Annotated in this window: 20 protein-coding genes, 1 pseudogene and 2 riboswitches; of the genes and pseudogenes, 9 read left to right on the top strand and 12 right to left on the bottom strand. The window is 71.6% G+C overall.

Annotation, left to right across the window (positions count from 1 at the left end):
* Positions 1 to 317: 317 nt before the first annotated feature.
* The 5 genes and pseudogenes from OG975_RS14500 to OG975_RS14480 form a co-directional block, all read right to left on the bottom strand.
* The gene (locus tag OG975_RS14500) at positions 318 to 1,202 is read right to left on the bottom strand and encodes an ECF transporter S component (protein ID WP_406329551.1); all 885 of its coding nucleotides are present in this window, start codon (positions 1,200 to 1,202) and stop codon (positions 318 to 320) included.
* Complete coding sequence (locus OG975_RS14495; RefSeq protein WP_406329550.1) at positions 1,199 to 2,926, bottom strand: ABC transporter ATP-binding protein; 1,728 nt, start codon at positions 2,924 to 2,926, stop codon at positions 1,199 to 1,201. Before OG975_RS14495 ends, OG975_RS14500 begins: the two co-directional genes overlap by 4 nt.
* Entirely contained in the window at positions 2,923 to 4,218 is a 1,296-nt protein-coding gene (locus OG975_RS14490; protein WP_406329549.1) for an energy-coupling factor transporter transmembrane component T, read from the bottom strand. Before OG975_RS14490 ends, OG975_RS14495 begins: the two co-directional genes overlap by 4 nt.
* Positions 4,219 to 4,234: 16 nt before the next feature.
* Positions 4,235 to 4,917 (bottom strand): annotated as a pseudogene (locus OG975_RS14485) (SCO2322 family protein).
* A gap of 29 nt (positions 4,918 to 4,946) precedes the next feature.
* On the bottom strand, positions 4,947 to 6,197 hold the full coding sequence (locus OG975_RS14480; protein ID WP_406329547.1) for a prenyltransferase/squalene oxidase repeat-containing protein: 1,251 nt from the start codon (positions 6,195 to 6,197) through the stop codon (positions 4,947 to 4,949).
* A gap of 105 nt (positions 6,198 to 6,302) precedes the next feature.
* Positions 6,303 to 6,453: riboswitch (cobalamin riboswitch) on the bottom strand.
* An 82-nt stretch (positions 6,454 to 6,535) separates the two neighbouring features.
* Here OG975_RS14480 and OG975_RS14475 point away from each other — a divergent pair.
* Positions 6,536 to 7,195, top strand: coding sequence for a phosphotransferase family protein (locus tag OG975_RS14475; protein WP_406329546.1), 660 nt, complete (start codon positions 6,536 to 6,538; stop codon positions 7,193 to 7,195).
* A 93-nt stretch (positions 7,196 to 7,288) separates the two neighbouring features.
* On the opposite strand, the gene OG975_RS14470 is transcribed toward OG975_RS14475, so the two are convergent.
* Complete coding sequence (locus OG975_RS14470) at positions 7,289 to 8,518, bottom strand: PP2C family protein-serine/threonine phosphatase (protein ID WP_406329545.1); 1,230 nt, start codon at positions 8,516 to 8,518, stop codon at positions 7,289 to 7,291.
* A 186-nt stretch (positions 8,519 to 8,704) separates the two neighbouring features.
* On the opposite strand from OG975_RS14470, the gene OG975_RS14465 reads away from it, so the two are divergent.
* Positions 8,705 to 10,777 (top strand): ATP-binding protein, encoded by a 2,073-nt coding sequence (locus OG975_RS14465; protein ID WP_406329544.1) that lies wholly within the window; start codon positions 8,705 to 8,707, stop codon positions 10,775 to 10,777.
* Between the two features lie 61 nt (positions 10,778 to 10,838).
* Here OG975_RS14465 and OG975_RS14460 read toward each other — a convergent pair whose 3' ends face one another.
* Positions 10,839 to 11,402, bottom strand: coding sequence for a TetR/AcrR family transcriptional regulator (locus OG975_RS14460; RefSeq protein WP_406329543.1), 564 nt, complete (start codon positions 11,400 to 11,402; stop codon positions 10,839 to 10,841).
* Between the two features lie 90 nt (positions 11,403 to 11,492).
* Here OG975_RS14460 and OG975_RS14455 point away from each other — a divergent pair, with 90 nt between their 5' ends.
* Positions 11,493 to 12,302, top strand: coding sequence for an SDR family NAD(P)-dependent oxidoreductase (locus tag OG975_RS14455; RefSeq protein WP_406329541.1), 810 nt, complete (start codon positions 11,493 to 11,495; stop codon positions 12,300 to 12,302).
* A gap of 67 nt (positions 12,303 to 12,369) precedes the next feature.
* Here the strand turns inward: OG975_RS14455 and OG975_RS14450 are convergent, their stop codons facing one another.
* The gene (locus OG975_RS14450) at positions 12,370 to 12,810 is read right to left on the bottom strand and encodes a nuclear transport factor 2 family protein (RefSeq protein WP_406329540.1); all 441 of its coding nucleotides are present in this window, start codon (positions 12,808 to 12,810) and stop codon (positions 12,370 to 12,372) included.
* Positions 12,811 to 12,897: 87 nt separating this feature from the next.
* Positions 12,898 to 13,938, bottom strand: a complete 1,041-nt coding sequence (locus OG975_RS14445) for an MBL fold metallo-hydrolase (protein WP_406329539.1) — start codon at positions 13,936 to 13,938, stop codon at positions 12,898 to 12,900.
* 235 nt (positions 13,939 to 14,173) lie between these two features.
* On the opposite strand from OG975_RS14445, the gene OG975_RS14440 reads away from it, so the two are divergent.
* Positions 14,174 to 15,631 (top strand): aldehyde dehydrogenase, encoded by a 1,458-nt coding sequence (locus OG975_RS14440; RefSeq protein ID WP_406329538.1) that lies wholly within the window; start codon positions 14,174 to 14,176, stop codon positions 15,629 to 15,631.
* A 2-nt stretch (positions 15,632 to 15,633) separates the two neighbouring features.
* Positions 15,634 to 15,867, top strand: a complete 234-nt coding sequence (locus tag OG975_RS14435; RefSeq protein WP_406329537.1) for a ferredoxin — start codon at positions 15,634 to 15,636, stop codon at positions 15,865 to 15,867.
* 74 nt (positions 15,868 to 15,941) lie between these two features.
* Positions 15,942 to 16,132, top strand: a riboswitch (TPP riboswitch).
* A 50-nt stretch (positions 16,133 to 16,182) separates the two neighbouring features.
* Here OG975_RS14435 and OG975_RS14430 read toward each other — a convergent pair.
* On the bottom strand, positions 16,183 to 16,887 hold the full coding sequence (locus OG975_RS14430; protein ID WP_406329535.1) for a TetR family transcriptional regulator: 705 nt from the start codon (positions 16,885 to 16,887) through the stop codon (positions 16,183 to 16,185).
* A gap of 251 nt (positions 16,888 to 17,138) precedes the next feature.
* Here OG975_RS14430 and OG975_RS14425 point away from each other — a divergent pair, with 251 nt between their 5' ends.
* The 4 genes from OG975_RS14425 (at position 17,139) to OG975_RS14410 (ending at position 21,243) form a co-directional block, all read left to right on the top strand.
* Positions 17,139 to 18,608, top strand: a complete 1,470-nt coding sequence (locus OG975_RS14425; RefSeq protein ID WP_406329534.1) for a glycosyltransferase family 4 protein — start codon at positions 17,139 to 17,141, stop codon at positions 18,606 to 18,608.
* The gene (locus OG975_RS14420; RefSeq protein ID WP_406329532.1) at positions 18,602 to 19,348 is read left to right on the top strand and encodes a class I SAM-dependent methyltransferase; all 747 of its coding nucleotides are present in this window, start codon (positions 18,602 to 18,604) and stop codon (positions 19,346 to 19,348) included. The genes OG975_RS14425 and OG975_RS14420 overlap by 7 nt, the downstream gene beginning before the upstream one ends.
* Positions 19,345 to 20,415, top strand: a complete 1,071-nt coding sequence (locus tag OG975_RS14415) for a prenyltransferase/squalene oxidase repeat-containing protein (RefSeq protein WP_406329530.1) — start codon at positions 19,345 to 19,347, stop codon at positions 20,413 to 20,415. Before OG975_RS14420 ends, OG975_RS14415 begins: the two co-directional genes overlap by 4 nt.
* A gap of 264 nt (positions 20,416 to 20,679) precedes the next feature.
* On the top strand, positions 20,680 to 21,243 hold the full coding sequence (locus tag OG975_RS14410) for a hypothetical protein (RefSeq protein WP_406329529.1): 564 nt from the start codon (positions 20,680 to 20,682) through the stop codon (positions 21,241 to 21,243).
* Between the two features lie 11 nt (positions 21,244 to 21,254).
* Here the strand turns inward: OG975_RS14410 and OG975_RS14405 are convergent, their stop codons facing one another.
* Positions 21,255 to 22,265 (bottom strand): LLM class F420-dependent oxidoreductase, encoded by a 1,011-nt coding sequence (locus tag OG975_RS14405; RefSeq protein ID WP_406329527.1) that lies wholly within the window; start codon positions 22,263 to 22,265, stop codon positions 21,255 to 21,257.
* 136 nt (positions 22,266 to 22,401) lie between these two features.
* Complete coding sequence (locus OG975_RS14400; RefSeq protein WP_406329526.1) at positions 22,402 to 23,211, bottom strand: hypothetical protein; 810 nt, start codon at positions 23,209 to 23,211, stop codon at positions 22,402 to 22,404.
* Positions 23,212 to 23,374: the final 163 nt, after the last annotated feature.

The following is a 23,374-nucleotide window of genomic DNA, read 5'->3' as shown; positions in this document are numbered from 1 at the left end:
TGTGGGGCATACGTTGGCGCCGCGGCCCGGGTGGGCTCGTGGCGCCTGGCGACTGCTCCAGAGAAACACCGCTGGGGGTCTGTCCGCAATCACCCCTTTTACTAGTGGTGGTCGCATCCGTGAAGAAAGTCCCGTGTGTGATCTGGCTCTCAAACCGCAGGTCAGGGCCCCGATTGATGCGTACATGGCGTCCGTTATGTCCTACTAGCCCGCCTCGTATGTGACCTAGGTCCTGTGGGGTGCTTCACCCCGCGACTGACGCACGGTGCGCGACCGTCCCACACGGCGTCACCGAGGAGTGTGACCCGGGCCGCACATCACCTGGGGTCGAAGGTGACCGGGGCCTCGAAAGCCGCCCGGCGCGTGGCCCGGCGCAGTGCTTTGAGGAGGGTTCCGCCGAGCGTGAGGGTCAGGACGACGGTCACGACCGCCCGGCCCAGGTCCCAGCCGAGCGAGGTGGCCAGGCAGTACGCGAGGAAACGGGCCAGGTTGGCGGGGAGGGCGGCATGCGGGTCGAAGGCGATGTTCGAGGCCAGCGCGTCCATGAAGGGCCAGCCGGCCAGGTTCATGACGGTGCCGTAGGCGAAGGCGGCGAGAAAGCCGTACGCCGCGAGCATCGCCAGCTCCGCGCGCCCCCGCAGCCGGTCCGGGCCCGGCAGCAGCCCGGCGCCCATCGTGAACCAGCCCATCGACAGCATCTGGAACGGCAGCCACGGCCCGACCCCGCCCGTGAGCAGCGCCGACGCGAACATGGTGATCGAGCCGAGCACGAACCCGAACCCCGGCCCCAGCACCCGCCCGCTCAGCACCATCAGGAAGAACATCGGCTCGATGCCCGCGGTCCCGGCCCCGATCGGGCGGAGGGCCGCCCCGGTCGCGGCCAGTACGCCCAGCATGGCGACCGCCTTCGGCCCGAGCCCCGACTCGGAGATCGTCGCGGCGACGACCCCGACCAGCAGGACCAGGAGCCCCGCGAAGAGCCAGGGGGCGTCCTGTGCGTGGGCGCTGACCTGGGAGCCCGGTCCCGCGATGAGCGGCCAGGCGAACCCGGCGACACCGGTGGCGCTGACGAGGACGAGGGCGGCGATGGAGCGGGGGCCGAGGCGGATGGCCCGGATGGCTCGCGCCTGGGGCTGGGCGTATATACGGGTGGGGTCTTCTACGGGGGCTTCTGTGCGGGTGGGGACTTCGGGGGGCCTCATGAGAGCGCCTCCCCGACCTGCGTGACGGTCAGCCATGGCTGCGGGGCCAGCACCTTCGTGACCTGCGGGGCGAAGGACGGGGACGCGACGACCACCTCGGCGGTCGGGCCGTCGGCGACGACTTCACCGTCCGCGAGGATCACGACACGGTGGGCGAGCTCGGCGGCGAGTTCCACGTCGTGGGTGGCCAGGACGATGGCGTGACCCCCGGCGGCCAGGTCGCGCAGGACCGTGACCAGCCGGGCCTTCGCCGCGTAGTCGAGGCCGCGGGTCGGTTCGTCGAGGAGCAGCAGCGGGGGGCGGGCCGTCAGGACGACGGCCAGCGCGAGCGCCAGCCGCTGCCCCTCCGACAGGTCCCGGGGGTGTGTCCCGTCACCGATCCCGGGCAGCAGCTCGGACACCAGCTCCCGGCAGGTCCCGGCCGCCGCCCCGGCATCCCGGTCGGCCGCCGCGCACTCGGCGGCCACCGTGTCCGCGTACAGCAGATCCCGTGGTTCCTGCGGTACGAGGCCCACGCGTCGTACGAGTTCCGGGGGCGCCGTCCGGTGCGGTACGGCGCCGCCGACCCGTACCGATCCGGCGGCGGGCTCGACCAGCCCGACCAGGGCGCCGAGCAGGGTGGATTTTCCGGCTCCGTTCCGGCCCATCAGCGCGATCGTCTCGCCGGGGGCGACGGTGAGGTCGATCCGGCGGAGCGCCTCGACCGGGCCGCGCCGCACGGCGAGGGAGGTGACCTCGGCCGTGTGAGGTGCGGGTGCCTGGGAGGTGGTGTCGGGGGTGCGCTTGCGGAGGAGGCGGGCGAGGGGGGAGGCGGGGCGTGAGAGTACGGGGGGTGAGGGGGGTACTGGGGGTGACGGGGGTTCGGGGAGAGAAGGAGGGGTCGGAGAGGCGGGGGCTTCCCGTGCTGCCTCGGCCAAACGGTCCCGCAGCGTGCCCGCCCTTCGCCGTGCGTCGCGCACCGTGAGCGGGAGTGGGGACCAGCCGGCCAGGCGGCCCAGGCCGACCACCGGGGGGTACACCGGGGAGACGGACATGATCTCGGACGGGGTGCCGAGGGTCGGCGCGGCTCCCGGGGAAGGCAGGAGGGCGACCTGGTCGGCGTACTGGATGACGCGTTCCAGGCGGTGCTCGGCCATGAGGACGGTGGTGCCGAGGTCGTGGACGAGGCGTTGGAGGATGGCGAGGACCTCCTCCGCGGCGGCCGGGTCCAGGGCCGACGTGGGCTCGTCGAGGACCAGGACCTTGGGGTGCGGGGTCAGGACCGAGCCGATGGCCACGCGCTGCTGCTGGCCGCCGGACAGGGTCGCGATCGGGCGGTCGCGGAGATCCGCCAGGCCCAGCAGGTCCAGGGTTTCCTCCACACGGCGGCGCATCACGTCCGGCGCGAGGCCCAACGACTCCATGCCGTACGCGAGTTCGTCCTCCACCGTGTCCGTCACGAAGTGGGACAGCGGGTCCTGGCCCACCGTGCCCACCACGTCGGCGAGTTCGCGCGGCTTGTGGGTGCGGGTGTCGCGTCCGGCGACCGTGACCCGGCCGCGGAGTGTGCCGCCGGTGAAGTGCGGGACGAGTCCGCTCACCGCGCCGAGGACGGTCGACTTGCCGACGCCCGACGGGCCGACCAGGAGGACCAGTTCACCCTCCGGGACCTCGAAGTCCACGCCCTGGACGGTGGGTTCGGCCGCTCCGTCGTACGTCACGGAGACATCCTCGAAGCGGATCATGAGGGCTCCTTAAGGGGTGAGGGGTGCGCGGGGGTCCGGGGTCGCTGCGGCGCCGGGGCTACGAAGGCGGGGAGGAGGCCGAGGAGGATCGCCGCCGCGGGCCAGAGCGGGAGGGTGGGGGCCACGAGCGGGACGACGCCGGGGCGCAGCGCGACGGGGTCGTACGAGGCGGCGGCCACCATCAGCGACGCCACGGCCACGCCCGAGCCCGCCACCAGCCAGGCCCGTGCGCCCCACGCGTCCGGGCGGTACCGCGTCCGCAGTGAGCGCCGGCCGCCGAGCCACAGGCCGCCGAGCGCCGCGGCCAGCCCGGCCAGCAGCACGGGCAGGCCGTAGCTGCCGCCCTCCTCGGTCAGCAGTCCGTACGTGCCCGCGCAGACGCCGAGCAGGCCGCCCAGCGTCAGTACGGCGGTGGTGCGGCGGACGGTGGGCAGGACCTCGGCCGTGCGGCCGTAGCCGCGCGCGTCCATCGCCGCCGCGAGGGCGACCGAGCGCTCCAACGCGCCCTCCAGGACCGGGAGTCCGACGTGCAGCAGGCCGCGCAGGCCCTTGTCCGGGCGGCCGCGCAGGCGCCGTGCGGCACGCAGGCGCTGGACGTCCGCGATCAGGTTCGGGGCGAAGGTCAGCGCGACGACCACCGCCACGCCTGCCTCGTACAGCGCGCCGGGGAGTGACTTCAGCAGACGGGCCGGGTTGGCGAGGGCGTTCGCCGCGCCTACGCAGATCAGGAGCGTGGCCAGTTTCAGGCCGTCGTACAGAGCGAAGACGAGGCCTTCGGCGGTGACGCGGCTGCCGATGCGGATGCCTTGGGCCCAGTGGGGGAGAGGGGCTTCCGGGAGCGTGACGATGACGTGGGTGCCGGGGATTGGGGAGCCGAGGAAGACGGCGAAGGCCAGGCGGATGGCCAGGACGGTGACGCCGAGTTTCACGAAGGCGGTGTAGGAGTGGGCCCAGGGGGCGGTGGTCCGGCGGGCGGCCACCACGTAGCCGGCTACGCCGATGAGGAGGGCTAGGAGGAGGGGGTTCGTGGTGCGGGAGGCGGCTGTTCCCAGGCCCAGGGCCCAGATCCACCAGGCGCCGGGGTGGAGGGAGTTGGTGCGGGTTGCCTCCGGCGTGCGGGTGCGGGTGCGGGTGCGGGTGCGGCGGTGCGGTGGGCGTTGGGCTGGGACGGCACCCGGCGTTGGTGGCTGTGCCCACCCGTCCCGCCCTGCGGGACGATTGCCCACAGCAGCAGCGGGAGGCGGCGTCGGCGTCGGCGTCAAGGCTGGGCGGTCGGGGTCGGCCGGTGTCATTGGGGTCACCCCTGCCTCAGCGCCGGTTGCGGCGGGCCTGCCAGATTGCTGCGGCGCCCAGGAGGGCTACCGCCGCCGCACCTGCCAGCAGGCCTACTGATGGGCCGTGGTGGGCCGGCTTGGTCTGGTGGGGGTGGGCGGTGGCATTCGTCGGCTTGGTCACCTGGTCGCCGCAGCCTGTCTGGGGGTAGCCGGCAATGGCGCACAGGAGGGCGTTGGTGTCGTAGCGGAGGGGCTTCGCGACCGAGGCCAGGGCTTCGGCCGTGGTCGCGTCCGAGGGGACGCTCGCGCAGGCCGTGCGCGGGCGTCCGAGGGGACGCTCGCGCAGGCCGTGCGCGGGGTGGGCGGGGTTTCGCCGGACGGTGCGTCCGTGGGCGTACCGAAGTCGATGACCAGGGCCACGCGCTTCTTGCCCTGCTGGGCGGGCGTCTTGGCGCAGATCGAGGCGAAGTCCCGGTTTCCGCGCGGCTGTACGGCGTGCTGGGAGTCCTCGCTGATCGCGAAGCGGAAGCCCTCGACGTCGCCGTCGGACGGCCGCGCGGTGGACGGGCCCTGGGTGGCGTACGTCCACTTCCCGCCGGTCAGGTCCCAGAAGGACCAGTAGCGGTAGCCGACCGCCTGGGCCTGCCCCGCCCCGCCGAGTACGAGGAGCAGCAGGGCCAAGGCAAGACTCAGGGTCACGGCACGACTCGGAGCCAGGGCCGGCGCGGGCGTCCGACGGCGGCGTATCACAGCTGCTGCTTCTTGTTGCGGCCGCTGATCAGGAAGCCGATGCCGATGCCCGCGACGAGACCGACGCCGACGATCCACCAGACGCCGAGTCCCTTGTCGTCGTCCTTCTTCTTCTCGTCCTTCTTCTCGTCGCTCGCGGCGGCCGAGTGGTCGGACGCGTCCGTCGCCGGACCGGTCGCGCCGAGCTGCTTGACGAGGTCCGCGCCGCCGAAGTCGCGCGGGTCGGTGCCGGTGGCGTGGGCGGCGAAGATCAGCTGGGCGTACGCGGCCGGTCCGGCCTTCGCCGCCCAGGCGCCGTAGTTCTTCTCCAGCCAGGCGAGGGGCTTCTGGGTGTCCTCGGTCCAGCCGTCGGAGGCGAGCGCGACGACCGCGTCGGCGGTGTTTCCGTAGTCGGGCTGGTCCTTGGCGCCGGGCATCGCCGACTTCAGGTACGGGGTGCCGTTGAGGGCGTTGGAGAGGTAGGAGGCGCCGTTGCGGGCAGCCTCCGCCGGCGTGAGCTTCTCCGTGGCGCCGCACACATAACCGGACGTCGAGGTCTTCCCGTGCGTCGTCACGAACCCCTTGCCGAGGGAGCCGAGGACCGCGGCCGCCGTGGCGTCCGCGTTCGCCGCCAGCTTGCCCTTCTTGTCGGGCTGGAACGCGAACCCGCCGCCGCTGCCCTCGCCCTCGCACGCGATGGACAGCGTCACGAGTGCGTCGTACGGCGACTTGCCGCCCTGGGAGACGTTCGCGGGCTTCTCCCCGGCCGCCGCGAGCGCGCCGATCACCACGGACGTCGAGTTGGCGTCGCTGGCCCCGCCCGCGACGTACCCCCAGCCGCCGTCCTTGTTCTGCACGGACTTCAGCCATGCCACGGCCTTGCCCGTCTCGGTGTCGTGCCCGCCGAGTGCGGCCAGGGCCTGCACGGCGGCGGCCGTGTTGTTCGTGTCGACCATCGTCTTGGCGTCGCACTTCGCGGTCGCGTCGGCGCGGTACGGCGCGAACGCCCCGCTCGCACACTGCTGCCCGGTCAGCCAGTCGACGGCCTTCGCCGCGGGCTTGACGCCCACGGTGTCCTGGGCGAGCAGCGCGAGTGACTGCCGCCAGACACCGTCGTAGGTGGGGTCGGTGGAGCCGTACAGGCCCGACGGGATCGCCTGGGACGCGGAGGGGGACGGGGACGAGTCCGCCGCGAGGGCGGCCGGTGCGAAGGCCGTGCCGATCACGGCGGTGGCGGCCAGTACCGCGGCGCTGCGGCGAACAATCATGACTCTCCCCTGGGGAGCCGGGCAGCACCGGGCGCAGACTTGGCCCGAGCGGCTCCGGCTCCGTATACCTCGACGGTGCCGGCCGTCGGCGGGCTGCCGACGGCACGAGCCGGTCACGTCCCGGGCGAGGCGATCCGGCTCACCACCTGGCAGGTGATTCACGGTTGCGGGTCAGCGCCGGATTTGCACCGGCTTCCCCCCGTACGGGTGTGATGACGACGCGCTCACTCTACCGGCCCGTAGGGAAGCCCCTGAGAGCCGCCTGTGAGGCCGGGTGTGCGTACGGCTAGGTTCGGCGCATGCGAACAGGGCGGGGAACAGGGCGGGGAGCGGGACGTATGGGGAAACTGCTCGGCTCGGGGCGTTCCGCGGACGTCTACGAGATCGACGAGGCGTGGGTCCTGCGCCGGGACCGCGAAGGATGGGGCGACGCCACCGCCGAGGCCGCGGTCATGGAACACGTACGAGGGCACGGCTATCCGGTGCCGGGCGTGCGGGCGGCGACCCGGACCGACCTGGTGATGGAGCGGCTGTCCGGGCCGACCATGCTGGAGGCGTTCGGCGCGGGACTGTTCTCCGCCGAGGAGGCCGGCCTCACCCTCGCCCGGCTGCTGCGCACCCTGCACGCCGTGCCCGCCCGGGTCTCCGCCGACCCCGCCGTCCGCGTCCTGCACCTGGACCTGCACCCCGACAACGTGATGCTCACCCCGGACGGCCCGAAGGTCATCGACTGGGCCAACGCCGAGGAGGGCCCGCCCGGCCTGGACTGGGGTACGTCCGCCGTGATCCTCGCCCAGGTGGCCGTCGGGGACGAGCCACACGCGGAGGTGGCGCACGAGACGCTCGCCGCGATGCTCGACGGCAACGCGGCGTACATGACGGAGGACGGGCTGGCGGAGGCGAGGGCCCGGCGCGCCGTCAATCCGACCATGAGCGTGCGCGAGGTCCAACTCCTGGGCGACGCCGAGGAACTGATCCGTACGCTGCTGCACTCCTAGGCTGCTTCGGCTTCACGGAGCAGGAGCAGGAGCAGGAGCAGGAGCAGGAGCAGGAGCAGAGCAGATCAGAGCAGAGCAGAGCAGAGCTGTGCTTCACGGCACGCGTACCGGCACGGTCGTCTCCACCGGCTGGCACAGGACCAGGGCGAGGTCGTCGGCGAGTGCTGTGCCGGTGTGGTTGATCAGGCGGGTGTACAGGGCGTGCAGGGCCTCGTCGGGGAGGGGTTCGCGCAGGGCGAGCGCGGCCTCGCCGAGGAGGGGGAAGGGGGCGCCCTCCGGGTCGCGGGCCTCGGTCAGGCCGTCGGTGTAGAGGAGGAGCCGGTCGCCGGGCTGGAGTCGTACGCGGTACTGGCGCGGGACGGGGCGCAGTCCCAACGGGGGCGTGGGAACCAGGGGTTCGAGGAGTTCGATGCGGTGGCCGGAGCGCAGTGGTGCCGGGTGGCCGCAGTTGACCAGCCGGACCTCGCCGGGCGCGAACTCGGCGAGCACGGCGGTGACGAAGTCCTCGGGGCCCAGCTCCGGGGTGAGGCGAGCGTCGAGACTGCCGACGAGGGTCGTCAAGTCGGGTGCCGTGTAGGCGAGTTCGCGGAAGCCGGCGATGGTGTCGGCGGTCAGCCGGAGGGCGTCGAGGCCGTGACCGCGTACGTCGCCGACGAGCACGCGCAGCCCGTACGGTGTCACCGCCACGTCGTACAGGTCGCCGCCGACCGTCGACTCGCGGGCGGCGCAGTGGTAGCGGGTGGACACCTGAGTGCCGCCCAGGGTGCGGGAGATGGGCCGCAGGATCGCCTCCTGGGTGATCCGGGCGACCTCGCGGGCCTGGGCGAGTGCCGCGACGAGCCGCTCGCGCTGCCGGGCCGCGTACACGGTGAGCGCGCAGCCCAGCAGTAGCCCGCTCCAGTGGACGCCGAACGCGAAGGTCCGCACGGTGCCGTCACCGAGCCCCATCGCGAGGCCCAGTACCGCGGACCAGCAGCAGACCAGGACGGTGTGCCGGACGCCCAGCCTGACGCAGGCCAGCAGCGGGCCGATGAGCAGCAGCATGATGAGCGGCGGCACCCGGTCGAAGAGCAGATCCGGCACAGCGATCGCCAGACAGGCCACCAGCGGCACCAGCACCAGCACAGGCAGCGCCGGCACCGGCCACCGCACCTGCCTCCCGGCACCCGCGGTCAGGTTGTCTCCGCGGCTGCTCGCGGTCAGGTCGCCCTCGCGGCTGCTCGCGGTCGGATCGTCCCCGCGGCTGCTCGCGATCAGGTCATTCCCACGGCTGCCCGCCGTCGGGTCGCTCCCACCGTCACCGCCTCCGCCCCTGGCGGCCATCCGTTCCCCCTGCTCCCTCTCGCCCATCACCCGACAATCTCCGAATTTCGCCCTCCCCACCGTCACCAACAGGGAGTTGATCGCATCTCGTCGAAAGGTGCCCGGAAGTGACGGGGTGCTGCGGCCTTTCTGTCCGAGTTGCCGGAGCGGGCAACGCGGAAGCGTGATCCGGTCAGACTGGTCGGTGTGTCCGACAAGACGACCGCTGGACGGCCCGGCAATCTGCCCCCGGAGACACGAAGTTTCGTCGGGCGGCGGAATGAACTCGGCTGGTTGGACGAGGAGTTGGATCCCGGGGTCGGGATCGACCGGCTGGTGAGTCTCGTCGGGGTCGGTGGGGTCGGCAAGACCCGGCTCGCCCTGCGGGCCGCGGGCCGGGTCCGGGACGCGTACCCCGATGGCGTGTGGCTGGTGGAGCTCTCCCCGCTGCACACCGCCGGCCTGGTCGGCCTGGCCGTCGTCGAGGCGCTGCGGCTCGCGGACCAGTCGACGGGTCCGGTCACCGAGGTGGTCGCCGAATGGGCCAAGGGCAAGCGGCTGTTGCTGGTCCTCGACTCCTGCGAGCACGTCCTCGCGGACTGTGTGGCCTTGGCCGAGGCGCTGCTGCCGGTCCTGCCGGGGCTGCGCATCCTCGTCACCAGCCGGGAGCAGCTCGGCCTGCCGGGCGAGCGCGTGCTGTGCCTGGACCCGCTGCCGGTCGCCGACGACGCGGTGGCCCTGTTCGCCGACCGGGCCGCCGACACCGGATTCACGCTCGACGACACCAACCGCGGCACGGTGGAAGCCGTGTGCCGCCGCCTCGACGGCATCCCGCTCGCCATCGAACTCGCCGCCGTCCGGCTCGCCGAGCTCTCGCTGGCCCAGCTGCACGGCCGCCTCGGCGAACGCCTGCCGTCCCGGCTCGACCTGCTCGCCGCGCGCGAAGGCGAAGGACCGCCGCGCCACCAGACACTGCGCACGGCCATCGGCTGGAGCCACGAACTGTGCGCACCGCTGGAACGGCTGCTGTGGGCCCGCCTCTCGGTGTTCGCGGGCGGCTTCTGTGTGAGCGCGGCCGAGGAGGTCTGCGCGGGTGGCCCGCTGCCCGCCGGGCGGATCGCCGGACTGCTCGCCCGGCTTGTCGAGCAGTCGATCGTGCGGCGCCACCGAAGCGATCCGGTGCGCTACCGACTCCTCGACACCGTACGGGAGTTCGGCGCCGACTGGCTGCGTGCACTCGGCGAGGAACACGCCGTACGGCTGCGCCACCGCGACCACTACCGGCGGCTGGCCCGCGAGGGCTGCGCCGAGTGGAACACCGGACGGCAGGTCGCGTGGTGCGAGCGCACCCTCACCGAACACGCCAACCTCCGCGCCGCCATGGACTGCGCGCTCACCGAACCCGACGGACGCGTCGCCCTGGAAATGGCGGCCGACGTCGGCTTCCTCTGGCGGCACTGCGGCTATCTGCGCGACGCCCAGCACTGCCTCGACCAGGCGCTCGCCACCGATCCGGTGCCGGGCCCCGACCGCACCCGCGCATTGTGGACGCGCGGCGCGGTGGCACTGCTCCAGGGCGATCTGGAGGTCGCCGCGGACTGGGCGGTGCGCTGCGCCGACGCGGCGCGGGAGCAGGGCGATCCGGTGGCGGTGGTGGCCGCCGTGTACGTCACCGGCGGTCAACTGGCCCTGAGCGGCAAGCTGTCCGAGGCGATCGACGTGCTGTCCGCCACCCCCCGGCTGCCCATCCGGCCGGACGGGCTCGGGGCCGCCCAGCTCCAGGTCCGCGTGGCGCTCGCCTTCACCCACATGCTGCGGGGCGACCACGAGCGGGCGCGTGTCGTGGCCGAGGAGGTGCGCGAGGCTAGTGTGGCGTGCGGCGAGTCGTGGGCGGGCGCCTTCGCCGACGGGATCGTGGCCCAGGCGGACCTGGCCCGTGGCGACATCGGCGCGGCGGTCGGCAACGCCCGTACCGCCCTGGCCGGGCACGGCCTGCTGCACAACACCGTCGGCGCGGCCATGGCCCTCGACATCCTCGCCGCCGGGGTCGTCGCGGCCGGGGACGGCCACCGCGCGGCCCGTCTCCTCGGCATCGGCGAGAGCGTCTGGGCACTCACCGGACGCGCCCAGATGGACTCACCCGACCTCATTGCCGCGCGCCGCCACCACGAAGTCCGCGTCCGCGAGGAGATCGGTGACGCGGCGTACGAGAAGGCGTACGGGGAGGGTCGCACCATGCCGTACGGGGAGGGGCTGGACTACGCGGCCCACGGCCGTTGACCGGCCATCTCCAGCCCGTCTGCCGTCCGAGGCCACGGGGCGTGACGCTTGACGACAGAACCTAGGGGCGCAGTGCGACGTCGACGGCCATGGTGAGCCTGTCGACGAATGCCGGACGGTCGGCGACGCGGTGCTTCCAACCCTCGGCGGCGGCGTTCAGGACCTCGGCGATCTGCCGTGGTGTGACGCTTCCGGTGGGCCGGCCGGAGGTGGCGACGGCCTCCGTGAGCGCGCTGAGGAAGGCGGCCCGGTAGTCGTCGTACATGCTCTGGAGCTGTGCTGTGCCGTGCTCCAGCAGGTCGTCGACACCTTCGTTGATGTGCGTGCCCACGTACCGGCCCAGATTGGCGTCGAGCGCGGCCACCAGACGCGCGCCCAGGTCCGCATCGGGCGCGGCCAGCGCCGTGCGGACGTCGCCCAGGGCCTCGTCCAACGCCTGCCGCATGGTCTCGCGGAACAGCTCCGCCTTGCCGGAGAAGAGGAAGTACAGGCCGGGACGGGAGATGTCCGCCGCCTGAGCCACCGCGTCCATCGACGTCTTGCGGTAACCGAACGTAGCGAAAACGGTCAGTGCCGCCGCAAGTACCTGCTCACGGCGTTGGGTGTCCCCACGGGTCGCTGCCATATACACACCATACCGAGTGAGCGTGCTATACATGTTTTGTAGATTCTGTTTAGTGGCTGGGTGAAGAACCACGCCACGAGAGAGGGCATCATGCGCAAGACCGTTCTGATCACAGGCGCCTCGACCGGCATGGGCGAGGCGATCACCTTCGAGTACGCCCGGCGCGGCTGGAACGTCGTGGCCACCATGCGTGACACGGCCAAGGCCAACCCGGCCTTCGCCGACCTCGCCGACGTCCTGGTCACACGCCTCGACGTCACCGACGTCGCCGGCATCGAGCAGGCCGTCAAGGAGGCGATCGACCGCTTCGGCGCCATCGACGCCCTCGTCAACGCCGCCGGCTACGGACAGCTCGGCGCGGTCGAGGAAATCAGCCCCGGCCAGCTGCGCGACCAGTTCGAGACCAACGTGGTGGGCCTCGTCCAGGTGATCCAGGCCGTGCTCCCGCACATGCGGGAACGTGGCTCCGGCCACATCATCAACATCGGCTCCATGGGTGGCCACGTCAGCCTGCCCACGATGGCCGTGTACTGCGCCTCGAAGAGCGCCGTACAGAACTTGACCGAGGGGCTGGCCAAGGAGGTCGGCCCGCTGGGCATCCACGTCACCCTGGTCGAGCCCGCGGGCTACAACACCAGCTTCGGGACCAGTGCGAAGCTCCCCGCCACGTCCATCCCCGCCTACGCGCCCTCCTACGCCGCCATGGTCGAATTCGACAAGGAGGCGGTTCGGGGCGACCTCGTCAAGTCCATGGCGGCCGTCGCCGACATCACGGGCATCGACGAGCCCCCGCTTCACCTCGCGGTGGCCACCGCCGGCCTGGAGATGGTGCGGGGCCGCTTCGCCGAGCTGATGGACGAGTACGCCCGCTGGGAGCCGGTCACGGCCGGCACCGACTGACGGTGAGAAGCGGCTCAAAGTGTCGGTCGGGGGTGACCATTCGGGGGCGAAACAAGCTCCCGGGTGGTCACTGGCGGGGCGTCGGCCCGCCGAACGGCAGGAACAGTGTCCGGGAGGCGAGCAGCCAGCGGTCGCCGGTCTTGCGGAAGGTGTCCTCGTAGTGCCCGACCTGGACTGGAGGCCCGGCCGGGACCATGCCGCCGGTGTGACCGTCGACGCGGTAGGTCGTGAAGTACGAGGTGGCGGTGGCCGTCGTCGGGGAGTCCACGGTGACGAGGATGTTGGTCATCACGCGGCGCGAGAGCCGGTCCGCGGGGCGCCCGTCGAAGTAGTCCCGCAGTGCCTCGCGCCCCTTCACGACCCGCTCGCCCTCCGGCCACTCCCAGGTGCCGTCCTCGGCGAACAGCTCGGCGACCGTGCCGGGTTCACCGAGGTCGAGCCGGCGGACGAAGTCGAGGACGAGCCGTTCACAGGCGCGCTCGGCGAGGAGCTGTTCGAGGTCATCCATGACGTTGTTGCTATCAGCCGCGCACCCGGCGAGGCCAACGGTTTACACAGCCACGCATGACGCAGTCACGCCCCACACCGCCACGCACTACACCGCCACGTACGTCACCGGATCGCTCCCCGTCACCGCCTCCGCCCGCCCCAGCTTCACCAGCCGGCGCACATGGGCCTCCGCCTCCGAGACCGCGATGTTCCTTGAGCCGTACGGGATTTGGTCCCAGGGGCGGTTCCACTCCATGCGCTCGGCGAGTTGCCAGGGGGTGAGCGGGGTGGAGATGAGGGCGAGGAGGCCGGTGAGGCGTTCCTCGTGGTGGGCGAGCAACTCCCGTACGCGGGACGGGGCGTCGGCGAACGCGTGCTGGTGGGCCGGCAGTACCTCGGCGGGGTCGAGGCGGCCGACGCGCTCCAGGGAGTCGAGGTAGTCGCCGAGGGGATCGGCGATGGTGGCGTCGTCCGGATCCTCGTACAGGCCGATGTGCGGGGTGATCCTCGGCAGGAGGTGGTCGCCGGAGAACAGGCGGCCGTGGCCCGGGAGTTGGGCGGGATGGTCCTCCTCCAGGTGGAGGCAGACATGGCCGGGTGTGTGGCCGGGGGTCCAGATCGCGCGCAGGCGGCGGCCGGGCAGGGCGAGGAGTTCGCCGGGGACGATCTCGCGGTCGGGGAGCGCGGGGGAGAAGCCGGGGAGGGTGCTGGGGCGGCGTACGGATGTGCGGGCCTCGCGCAGCGGGGCCACGTGTTCCTCGGGTGCGCCCGAGGCCGCCAGTTTGGCCGCCATGTAGGCGAACCAGCGCTCGGGGCGGTTCTCGCGCGTCCGCCGGACGATCGCGGTGTCCGCCGCGTGCATCGCGATCCAGGCCCCGGACGCGTCGCGGACCTGGCCCGACAGGCCGTGGTGGTCGGGGTGGTGGTGGGTGATGACCACGCCGTGGATCTCCGCGACGGAGGTGCCGCAGTCGGTGAGGCCCTCGACGAGGGTGTCCCAGGAGGTGGGGTCGTCCCAGCCCGTGTCGATCAGTACGGGGCCGCGGTCGGTGTCGACGACGTACACCAGCGTGTTGCCGAGGGGGTTGTCCGGGATGGGGACCCTGATCGACCGTACGCCCCCGCCGTGATCGGTCACCTGCGTCATGGGCTCCCACCAATCGCCGTGTTCCGGTCACTGTCCGGGCACTGTCCGGGCAATGTCCAGCCACTATAACTAGAACAGATTCCAATGGGTGCCCAAGTCGACTGTTTGGTGGGGAGGTTCGACCCGTGGACTCCGCTGACTAGAACTGGTATCAGTTCTCGTATCTGATGAAGCGTCAGAAGAGTCAGAAGCGTCAGAGATCGCGGCGCGGAGCGTCCCCGGGAGGCAGTCGGCCATGACCGAGCTCGTGGAACACGGACAGCTGTTCATAGGCGGGGAGTTGACGGACCCCCTGGGCAAGGACGTCATAGAGGTGGTCTCGCCGCACACGGAAGAGGTCATCGGGCGGGTGCCGCACGCCTCCACGGCGGACGTCGACCGGGCGGTCGCCGCCGCGCGCAAGGCGTTCGACGAGGGTCCCTGGCCGCGCATGAGCCTCGACGAGCGGATCGAGGTCGTCACCAGGATCAAGGACGGGATCGCCGTCCGGCATGAGGAGATCGCCCGCGTCATCTCCTCCGAGAACGGCTCCCCGTACTCCTGGAGCGTCCTCGCACAGGCCCTCGGCGCGATGATGGTGTGGGACGCGGCGATCACGGTCGCCCGCGGCTACACGTACGAGGAGACACGCGACGGAGTCCTCGGCAGGATCCTCGTCCGCCGCGAGCCGGTGGGTGTGGTGGCGGCCGTGGTGCCGTGGAACGTTCCGCAGTTCGTGGCGGCGGCCAAGCTCGCGCCCGCGCTGCTGACCGGCTGCACGGCCGTACTGAAGCCGTCGCCCGAGTCGCCCCTGGACGCGTATCTGCTCGGGGAGATCGCGAAGGAGGCCGGGCTTCCCGAAGGTGTGCTGTCGATCCTCCCGGCGGACCGCGAGGTCAGCGAGTACCTGGTCGGACACCCGGACATCGACAAGGTCTCCTTCACCGGGTCGGTCGCGGCGGGCAGGCGCGTGATGGAGGTCGCCTCCCGCAACCTCACCCGGGTGACGCTGGAGCTGGGCGGCAAGTCGGCGGCGGTCGTCCTGCCGGACGCGGACATCGCCACGTCCGTCCCGGGGATCGTCTCGGCGGCCTGGATGAACAACGGCCAGGCGTGTGTCGCGCAGACCCGCATCCTGCTGCCGCGCTCGCGCTACGACGAGTTCGCGGACGCCTTCGCCGCGGCGGCGAGCGCGCTGGTGGTCGGCGACCCGCTCGACCCGGCGACCCAGGTGGGCCCGCTGGTCGCGAAGCGCCAGCAGCAGCGCAACCTCGACTACATCCGCATCGGCCAGGAGGAAGGCGCCAAGATCCTCACCGGCGGCGGCCGTCCGCACGGGTTCGACCGCGGCTGGTACGTCGAGCCGACCCTATTCGGGGACGTCGACAACTCCATGCGGATCGCGCGCGAGGAGATCTTCGGCCCGGTGATCTGTCTGCTCCCGTACGGCGACGAGAGCGAGGCCGTGAAGATCGCGAACGACTCGGACTACGGGCTGAGCGGCAGCGTCTGGACGGCGGACGTCGCCCATGGCATCGACATCGCCCGCCAGGTCCGTACCGGCACCTACTCCGTCAACACCTTCAGCCTCGACATGCTCGGCCCCTTCGGCGGCTACAAGAACTCGGGCCTGGGGCGGGAGTTCGGCCCCGAGGGCTACGGCGAGTTCCTGGAGCACAAGATGATCCATCTGCCGGCCGGCTGGGAGGCGTGAGGATGGGTGACCGCTGGCAGGTCGAGGTCGACCGCTCCGTCTGCATCGGCTCCGCCCAGTGCGTCCACCAGGCGCCCGACGCCTTCCGCCTCGACCCCGGCATGCAGTCCCATCCGGTCGACCCGGAGACCGACGCCAACGAGAAGATCCTGGGGGCGGCGGAGGGGTGCCCGGTGGAGGCCATCATGATCACGCTGCTGGGGAGCGGGGAGCCGGTGTTCCCGCCGGAGGGCTGAGGCCGGGCGATTTCAAAAAAATCCCCCTTTGGGGGGTTCATATTGCTCTGGGCGTTCTATTCTGGTAAGGCCTACGGGGCGAGTGAGGGAGTTCGACCGGAGTAGCCGACTTTGGCGAGACGCAGCAGTACCAGCAGTATCAGCATCCGCTGGGGCCGACGTCGACGGTCGAGCTGAGAGGCTGGAAGGCTGTAGCAGGGCCGGAAGGCGACCCCCAGCACCTGATCCGGACAATGCCGGCGAAGGGAACCCGTCTCGTAGGTTTTCGCGTGCCCAGGCCCTGCCTTCCCGTGCCCAGGCCCTGCCTTCTCGTGCTCAGTGCTGGTCGTCCGGGGTCGTCAGATCGATCAGACGGCAGACCGTCTCGATGTCGATCTTGACCTGGGCGATGGAGGCGCGGCCGGAGAGCCAGGTGATCAGGGCCGAGTGCCAGGTGTGCTCGATGACGCGGACGGCCGAGAGCTGGGCGGGGGTGGGGTCGTCGAGACCCATCGCGTCCAGGATGATCACCGTGGTCTGCCGGGAGACCTGGTCGACCTCGGGGCTGACGCTGCGGTCCGCGAAGGTGAGCGCGCGGACCATGGCGTCGGCGAGGTGCGGCTCGCGCTGGAGGGCGCGGAACGCCCGCATCAGGGTCTCCGCCACCCGCTCGGCGGCCGTGTCCCCGGCCGGCGGCTTCTTGCGCAGGGTTCCGTGCATGTGCTCCAACTGGTCCTGCATCGTGGCGACCAGCAGATGGACCTTCGAGGGGAAGTAGCGGTAGAGCGTGCCCAGGGCGACCTGCGAGGACTCCGCGACCTCGCGCATCTGCACCGCGTCGAAGCCGCCCCGGCTGGCCAGCTGCGCGCTCGCGTGCAGGATCCGGCGGCGGCGCGCTTCCTGCCGCTCGGTGAGCGGGGGAGAGGCGGGGTGAGGGGCGGGGTGCGTGGGGGAGGGCGCGGGGGTGTGCGACGCCGGTCGCGGGGTCGGTTGCGACGCCGGTCGCGCGTTCTTCGAGTCCGCCTTGGCTTCCGCAGGCATGGGTCCGTTCCGTGACATCAGCAGAGGGAGCGAGGAGTCAGCATGGCAGGGCTTCGCGCCGTCGCGCGAATCATCGGACCCAGTCACTCCGGTTGGCATTCCGTCGTGGCGTGAATCACCTGATCCACCGCTCACAGCAGCGCTACCTGCCGGTAGATTCAGTGCTCCTTGAACGATCAAGTCTGAAACTTGTTCTAGATTAGCGTCCCGGCGTAATCTCGCGGGAAAGTGCAGGGAGAAGGGGGCCGTAAGTGACCGCTGAGGCCATGGAGGCGGGCCCCGGGAAGGGTGTGGCCGCCGACGGCGACCGGCCCCTGCGCATCGCGCTCCTGACGTACAAGGGAAACCCGTTCTGCGGCGGTCAGGGCGTGTACGTACGGCACCTCTCGCGCGAGCTCGCCCGCCTCGGCCACGGTGTCGAGGTCATCGGCTCCCAGCCCTACCCCGTGCTCGACGAGGGCGAGGACCTCGAAGGTCTCTCCCTCACCGAACTGCCCAGCCTCGACCTGTACCGCCAGCCCGATCCTTTTCGCACCCCTCACAGGGACGAGTACCGCGACTGGATCGACGCCCTGGAGGTCGGCACGATGTGGACCGGCGGCTTCCCCGAGCCGCTGACCTTCTCGCTGCGCGCCCGCCGCCATCTGCGCGCCCGGCGCGGCGACTTCGACGTCGTCCACGACAACCAGACCCTCGGCTACGGCCTGCTGGGCGACGTGGGCGCGCCGCTCGTCACCACCATCCACCACCCCATCACCGTCGACCGGCAGCTGGAGCTGGACGCCGCCGAGGGCTGGAAGCGCCGCGCGTCCGTACGCCGCTGGTACGCCTTCACCCGCATGCAGAAGCGCGTCGCGCGCCGCCTGCCGTCCGTGCTCACCGTCTCCGGCACCTCACGCCAGGAGATCGTCGACCACCTGGGCGTGGCCCAAAACCGTATCCACGTCGTCCACATCGGCGCGGACACCGACCTTTTCTCGCCGGATCCGGCGGTACGTCAGGTGCCGGGCCGCATCGTGACGACATCCAGCGCGGACGTCCCGCTCAAGGGGCTCGTCTTCCTCGTCGAGGCACTCGCGAAGGTGCGCACCGAGCACCCCGGCGCCCACCTCGTCGTCGTCGGCAAGCGCGCCGAGGACGGGCCCGTCGCGCAGGCCATCGAGCGGTACGGCCTCGAAGGCGCCGTCGAGTTCGTCAAGGGCATCTCCGACGCCGAACTCGTCGACCTCGTCCGCTCCGCCGAAGTCGCCTGCGTGCCCTCCCTGTACGAGGGGTTCTCCCTCCCCGCAGCCGAGGCCATGGCCACCGGTACGCCCCTGGTGGCCACCACCGGCGGAGCGATCCCGGAGGTCGCCGGACCCGACGGCGAGACCTGCCTCGCGGTACCCCCCGGAGACTCCGGCGCCCTGGCCGCCGCCCTGAGCCGACTCCTGGGCGACCCGCAGCTGACGGCCCGACTCGGCGTCGCCGGCCGCGCCCGCGTACTGGACCGCTTCACCTGGGCCCGAGCCGCCCAGGGCACGGTGGCCCACTACCGCGAGGCGATGGCCCTCTCCGAGCGCAAGCCACCCCACCGCTCCGCGCCGGGCCCCAGCCGCTCCGCGCCCCCGACTCCCGACCGCTCCGCGGCCGCCCACAGCGATGTCGCCCCCGGTGAACCCCTCAAAGACGTTGCTGAAGAAGTAGTTGTAGCCAACCGCGAAAGCAGGGCCACGTGCTGACCGTCGACTTCTCCCGGTTCCCGCTCGCCCCGGGCGACCGCGTCCTGGACCTCGGCTGCGGTGCCGGCAGGCACGCGTTCGAGTGCTATCGGCGGGGAGCGCAGGTCGTCGCCCTTGACCAGAACGCCGAGGAGATCCGCGAGGTCGCCAAGTGGTTCGCGGCGATGAAGGAGGCGGGCGAGGCACCCGCCGGGGCCACGGCGACGGCCATGGAGGGCGACGCCCTCGCGCTGCCCTTCCCCGACGAGTCCTTCGACGTCGTGATCATCTCCGAGGTTATGGAGCACATCCCGGACGACAAGGGTGTCCTCGCGGAGATGGTCCGCGTGCTGAAGCCGGGCGGGCGCATCGCGATCACCGTCCCGCGCTACGGCCCGGAGAAGGTCTGCTGGACGCTGTCCGACGCGTACCACGAGGTCGAGGGCGGCCACATCCGCATCTACAAGGCGGACGAACTGCTGGGCAAGATCAGGGAAGCCGGGCTCAAGCCGTACGGCACCCACCACGCGCACGCCCTCCACTCCCCGTACTGGTGGCTGAAGTGCGCGTTCGGCGTCGACAACGACAAGGCGCTGCCCGTGCGGGCGTACCACAAGCTCCTGGTCTGGGACATCATGAAGAAACCGCTGGCCACACGGGTCGCCGAGCAGGCGCTGAACCCGCTGATGGGCAAGAGCTTCGTGGCGTACGCGACCAAGCCGCACCTGCCCCTCGACACCGCCGCGGTGGACGCTTCGTGACTACGCCCCGGACAGAACACCTCGTCCTGCCCGGGGTCCTCACCGCCGAGGAGGCTGCCACCACGGTGCGCGGACTCCTCGGGGTGCAGCGGCCGGACGGCGCCATACCGTGGTTCCGGGGTCACCACCTCGACCCGTGGGACCACACCGAGGCGGCCATGGCGCTGGACGCGGCCGGGGAGCACGAGGCCGCCGAGCGGGCGTACGAGTGGCTCGCGCGGCACCAGAACGAGGACGGTTCCTGGTACGCGGCGTACCAGGACGGGGCCCACGACGACGTCACCGACCGCGGCCGAGAGACCAACTTCTGCGCGTACCTGGCGGTGGGCGTCTGGCACCACTACCTGGCCACGGGCGACGACACGTTCCTGGACCGGATGTGGCCGGCCGTCTACGCGGCCGTGGAGTTCGTGCTGCGGCTCCAGCAGCCGGGTGGGCAGATCGGCTGGAAGCGCGAGGACGACGGCACGGCGGTCAACGACGCGCTGCTGACCGGGAGTTCGTCGATCCATCACGCGCTGCGCTGTGCGCTGGCCATCGCCGAGCAGCGGGAAGAGGCGCAGCCCGACTGGGAGTTGGCGGTGGGCGCGCTGCGGCACGCGATCCGCAGGCACCCCGAGCGGTTCCTCGACAAGGACCGCTACTCGATGGACTGGTACTACCCGGTGCTCGGCGGCGCGTTGACGAGCGCCGAGGCCAAGTTCCGTATCGAGGAGGGCTGGGACCGTTTCGTGGTTCCCGGGGTCGGCGTCCGCTGCGTGGTCCCCAACCCGTGGGTGACCGGCGGCGAATCGGCCGAACTGGCCCTCGCCCTCTGGGCGGTGGGCGAGTCCGACCGCGCCCTGGAGATCCTCCAGTCCATCCAGCATCTGCGCGACCCGGAGACCGGCCTGTACTGGACGGGTTTCGTCTTCGAGGACCGGGCGATCTGGCCCGAGGAACTCACCACCTGGACCGCGGGGTCCCTCCTCCTGGCGGTGGCCGCGCTGGGTGGCGACGAGGCCACCTGTGCGGTGTTCGGGGGCGAGCGGTTGCCGCGGGGCTTGGACCCGGACTGCTGCGGGTAGCTCCGCTGGATATGCGGTTCGTTCGCTGCGGGCGGGTGGGGGCTGGTCTAAAAGATTGCGCAGTTCCCCGCGCCCCTAAAAGGGGCGCGGGGAACTGCGCAATCTTTTAGGGGGTCTGGGGGCGCAGCCCCCAGGAGCGGATGGGACGGGTAGGGGCGGCGGGGGCGAAAACCTCGCCGGAACCCGAACGGGTTCGCTCAGGTGGCGCAGGCGCGGGGGCCGGGTGAGGCTGCCGGGAGAACCGTTCCCTTTCCGGAGGACCCCGTGCCCGTACCGATACGGCGCCTGATCGTGGCGCTCACCCTCAGCTGCGCCCTGCTCGCCGCCGCCACCGCATGCGGCGGTGGCGGCACCTCCCAGGACACCGTGGCCGTGGCGCCGGCGGCCGCGAGCCAGACCCCGACCCCGACCACTTCCGCGGAGAAACAGAAGTTCGCCAAGACCCGCTTCGTGGCGAACGCGGGGCTCGCGGCCGGCGCCACCTACCAGTGGATCGTGAAGCCCTGGAAGGCCGGCAAGTTCAAGAAGGGCGCCAAGGGCCGTACCTTCGCATTGATCAAGGCGGGGCTCGCGGGCGCCTTCGCGTACAACCGGCTCAAGGCGGCCGTGAAGAACGCCCAGGGCGACCCCCTGCTCTCCAAGGCCATCGCCCCGCTCACGGCGGGCATCGACGCCCTCAAGGACCTGCCGTCCAAGCTGCGCAAGGGTGACGGCTCGGCCGCCGGTTCCTTCGAGGACATCATCAACCAGGTGAAGGAAGCCGGGAAGAGCGCGGGCGCCGAGGTCAAGGACCAGGTGCCGTCGACCTCCCAGCTCTCGGGCGGCTGAGCCAGCCTCAGCTATGCGTTGAGGTCCGCCAGCACCCGTAGCGTGTGCGGGTCCGGTGACAGGACCAGCAGGTCGGTCACCGGACCCTTGCGCCACAACTCCAGCCGCTCGGCGATGCGTTCGCGCGGGCCGACGAGCGAGATCTCGTCCGCGAAGGCGTCCGGGACGGCGAGGACGGCCTCCTCGCGGCGCCCCTCCATGAACAGCCGCTGAATCCTGCGCGCCTCCTCCTCGAAGCCCATGCGCGCCATCAGATCGGCGTGGAAGTTGCGCGCGGCGTGCCCCATCCCGCCGATGTAGAAGCCGAGCATCGCCTTGACGGGCAGCAGCCCTTCGGCGACGTCGTCGCAGACGTGGGCGCGGGCCATGGGGGCCACGAGGAAGCCCTGGGGGACGTCCTTCAGCGACGCCTCGTACGCCTGGGGGCGCGTCGGCGACCAGTACAGCGGCAGCCAGCCGTCCGCGATCCGGGTGGTCTGCGCGATGTTCTTCGGACCCTCGGCGCCCAGCAGGACGGGCAGTTCGGCGCGCAGGGGGTGGGTGATCGGCTTCAGCGCCTTGCCGAGGCCTGTGCCGTCGGCGCCCCGGTAGGGATGGGAGTGGAAACGCCCGTCCAGTTCAACGGGGGCCTCACGCCTGAGGACTTGGCGTACGACATCGACGTACTCCCGTGTCGCGGTCAGCGGCGACTTCGGGAACGGGCGCCCGTACCAGCCCTCGACGACCTGCGGCCCCGACAGTCCGAGCCCGAGCATCATGCGCCCACCGGAGAGGTGGTCGAGCGTGAGCGCGTGCATCGCGGTGGTGGTGGGGGAGCGGGCGGCCATCTGCGCGACGGCCGTGCCGAGTTGGATGCGGGACGTCTGCGCGGCGATCCAGGTGAGCGGGGTGAAGGCGTCGGAGCCCCAGGACTCGGCCGTCCACACGGAGTGGTAACCGAGCCGCTCCGCCTCCAGGGCGAGCGGCACATGGTCCGCCGAGGGGCCGCGGCCCCAGTAGCCGAGTGCGAGACCGAGCCGCATGTCGCCTCCAGAGCCAGTCGCCTGACGGGCCATCAGCCAGCTGGCGCGTCAACGTGCCAACGGGAACGGGGTGCGACTGTACGACAACGGCCCCCCGCCCGGAAGGGCGAGGGGCCGCGGGTGCAGCGGGCGGCGTCTAGCCGCGCTGGATCCCCGACATGTCCTGCAGCACACCACGACGGCCGTCCTGCGTCTGCGCCACCAGGGTGGCACCGCGCTGCTCGACGGCCAGGTACCAGGTGCCCGGCGCCAGTTCGGCGATCGGCGTCGGCGAACCGTCCTCCGCGAACAGCGGACGCGCCACCGGCACGGCGAACCAGAACGGCGAGAAGTCCGAGGCGGGCTGCGGCGCCTGCGGCTGACTCGGCTGCCCGCCGAACGGCTGGCCCTGCTGCGGAGGCTGCGGCGCGCCGTAGGGCTGACCCTGCTGCGGAGCACCCGGGTAGCCGTAACCACCCTGCGGCTGACCGCCGTAGGGCGGCTGCGGGGCGACGGGCTTGGGGGCGCCGACGAGGGCGGCGCTCAGCGCCGGGACGAGCGGGGTGGCGATCGCGGCGCCGGCCAGCAGCAGGGCGGCGATCAGGCCGAGGATCAGCCCCGAGCCCGCGCCCACGTTCGCGCTGTCGTAGGCGTCGCTGAACGCGCCCAGCGGATCGAGGATCGTCCAGAACGAGGTCCACGCCGCGAAGAGGGTCAGGGCCACGCCGAGCTGACCGAGGTCGAGTCCGATGACCTTGCGCGGCTGCGGGAGCGAGCGGGCGACCACGATCAGAGCCGCACCGGCGATGCCACCGATGTACATGCTCATTACGAGGCCCAGGCTGTCCCAGGCGTTAAGGGTGCCGCTGCCGGAGCTGTCGAACGTGTCGAGGAACGACGCGATGAACAGCAACACCGCTGCTCCGATCACCACGCCGTCGCCTCGAGTGAGGGAGCGGATATTCACTTCAGGTCCTTCGTCAGTCGTCTCGTCATCGGTGGAGGCGTCGCTGTCACCGTGTCACCGTCGTCTCGCCGTCATGGTGTCGTCGTCAGGACGCGGTGTGAAGCGCGGGGGTGGCCCCTCATCGTAGGCATGACACTATCGCCCGTTCGATCAGGGTGTCCGC

It is taken from the genome of Streptomyces sp. NBC_00203 (assembly GCF_045206325.1).
Taxonomy (GTDB): domain Bacteria; phylum Actinomycetota; class Actinomycetes; order Streptomycetales; family Streptomycetaceae; genus Streptomyces; species Streptomyces lutosisoli.
This window is presented reverse-complemented; position numbering and strand designations above follow the sequence as displayed.

Bases quoted from the DNA above. Each gene is read 5' to 3' on its own strand.
- OG975_RS14500 (WP_406329551.1), bottom strand. From the start codon at position 1,202: ATGAGGCCCCCCGAAGTCCCCACCCGCACAGAAGCCCCCGTAGAAGAC.
- OG975_RS14495 (WP_406329550.1), bottom strand. From the start codon at position 2,926: ATGATCCGCTTCGAGGATGTCTCCGTGACGTACGACGGAGCGGCCGAA.
- OG975_RS14490 (WP_406329549.1), bottom strand. From the start codon at position 4,218: ATGACACCGGCCGACCCCGACCGCCCAGCCTTGACGCCGACGCCGACG.
- OG975_RS14480 (WP_406329547.1), bottom strand. From the start codon at position 6,197: ATGATTGTTCGCCGCAGCGCCGCGGTACTGGCCGCCACCGCCGTGATC.
- OG975_RS14475 (WP_406329546.1), top strand. From the start codon at position 6,536: ATGGGGAAACTGCTCGGCTCGGGGCGTTCCGCGGACGTCTACGAGATC.
- OG975_RS14470 (WP_406329545.1), bottom strand. From the start codon at position 8,518: ATGGCCGCCAGGGGCGGAGGCGGTGACGGTGGGAGCGACCCGACGGCG.
- OG975_RS14460 (WP_406329543.1), bottom strand. From the start codon at position 11,402: ATGGCAGCGACCCGTGGGGACACCCAACGCCGTGAGCAGGTACTTGCG.
- OG975_RS14455 (WP_406329541.1), top strand. From the start codon at position 11,493: ATGCGCAAGACCGTTCTGATCACAGGCGCCTCGACCGGCATGGGCGAG.
- OG975_RS14450 (WP_406329540.1), bottom strand. From the start codon at position 12,810: ATGGATGACCTCGAACAGCTCCTCGCCGAGCGCGCCTGTGAACGGCTC.
- OG975_RS14445 (WP_406329539.1), bottom strand. From the start codon at position 13,938: ATGACGCAGGTGACCGATCACGGCGGGGGCGTACGGTCGATCAGGGTC.
- OG975_RS14440 (WP_406329538.1), top strand. From the start codon at position 14,174: ATGACCGAGCTCGTGGAACACGGACAGCTGTTCATAGGCGGGGAGTTG.
- OG975_RS14435 (WP_406329537.1), top strand. From the start codon at position 15,634: ATGGGTGACCGCTGGCAGGTCGAGGTCGACCGCTCCGTCTGCATCGGC.
- OG975_RS14430 (WP_406329535.1), bottom strand. From the start codon at position 16,887: ATGCCTGCGGAAGCCAAGGCGGACTCGAAGAACGCGCGACCGGCGTCG.
- OG975_RS14405 (WP_406329527.1), bottom strand. From the start codon at position 22,265: ATGCGGCTCGGTCTCGCACTCGGCTACTGGGGCCGCGGCCCCTCGGCG.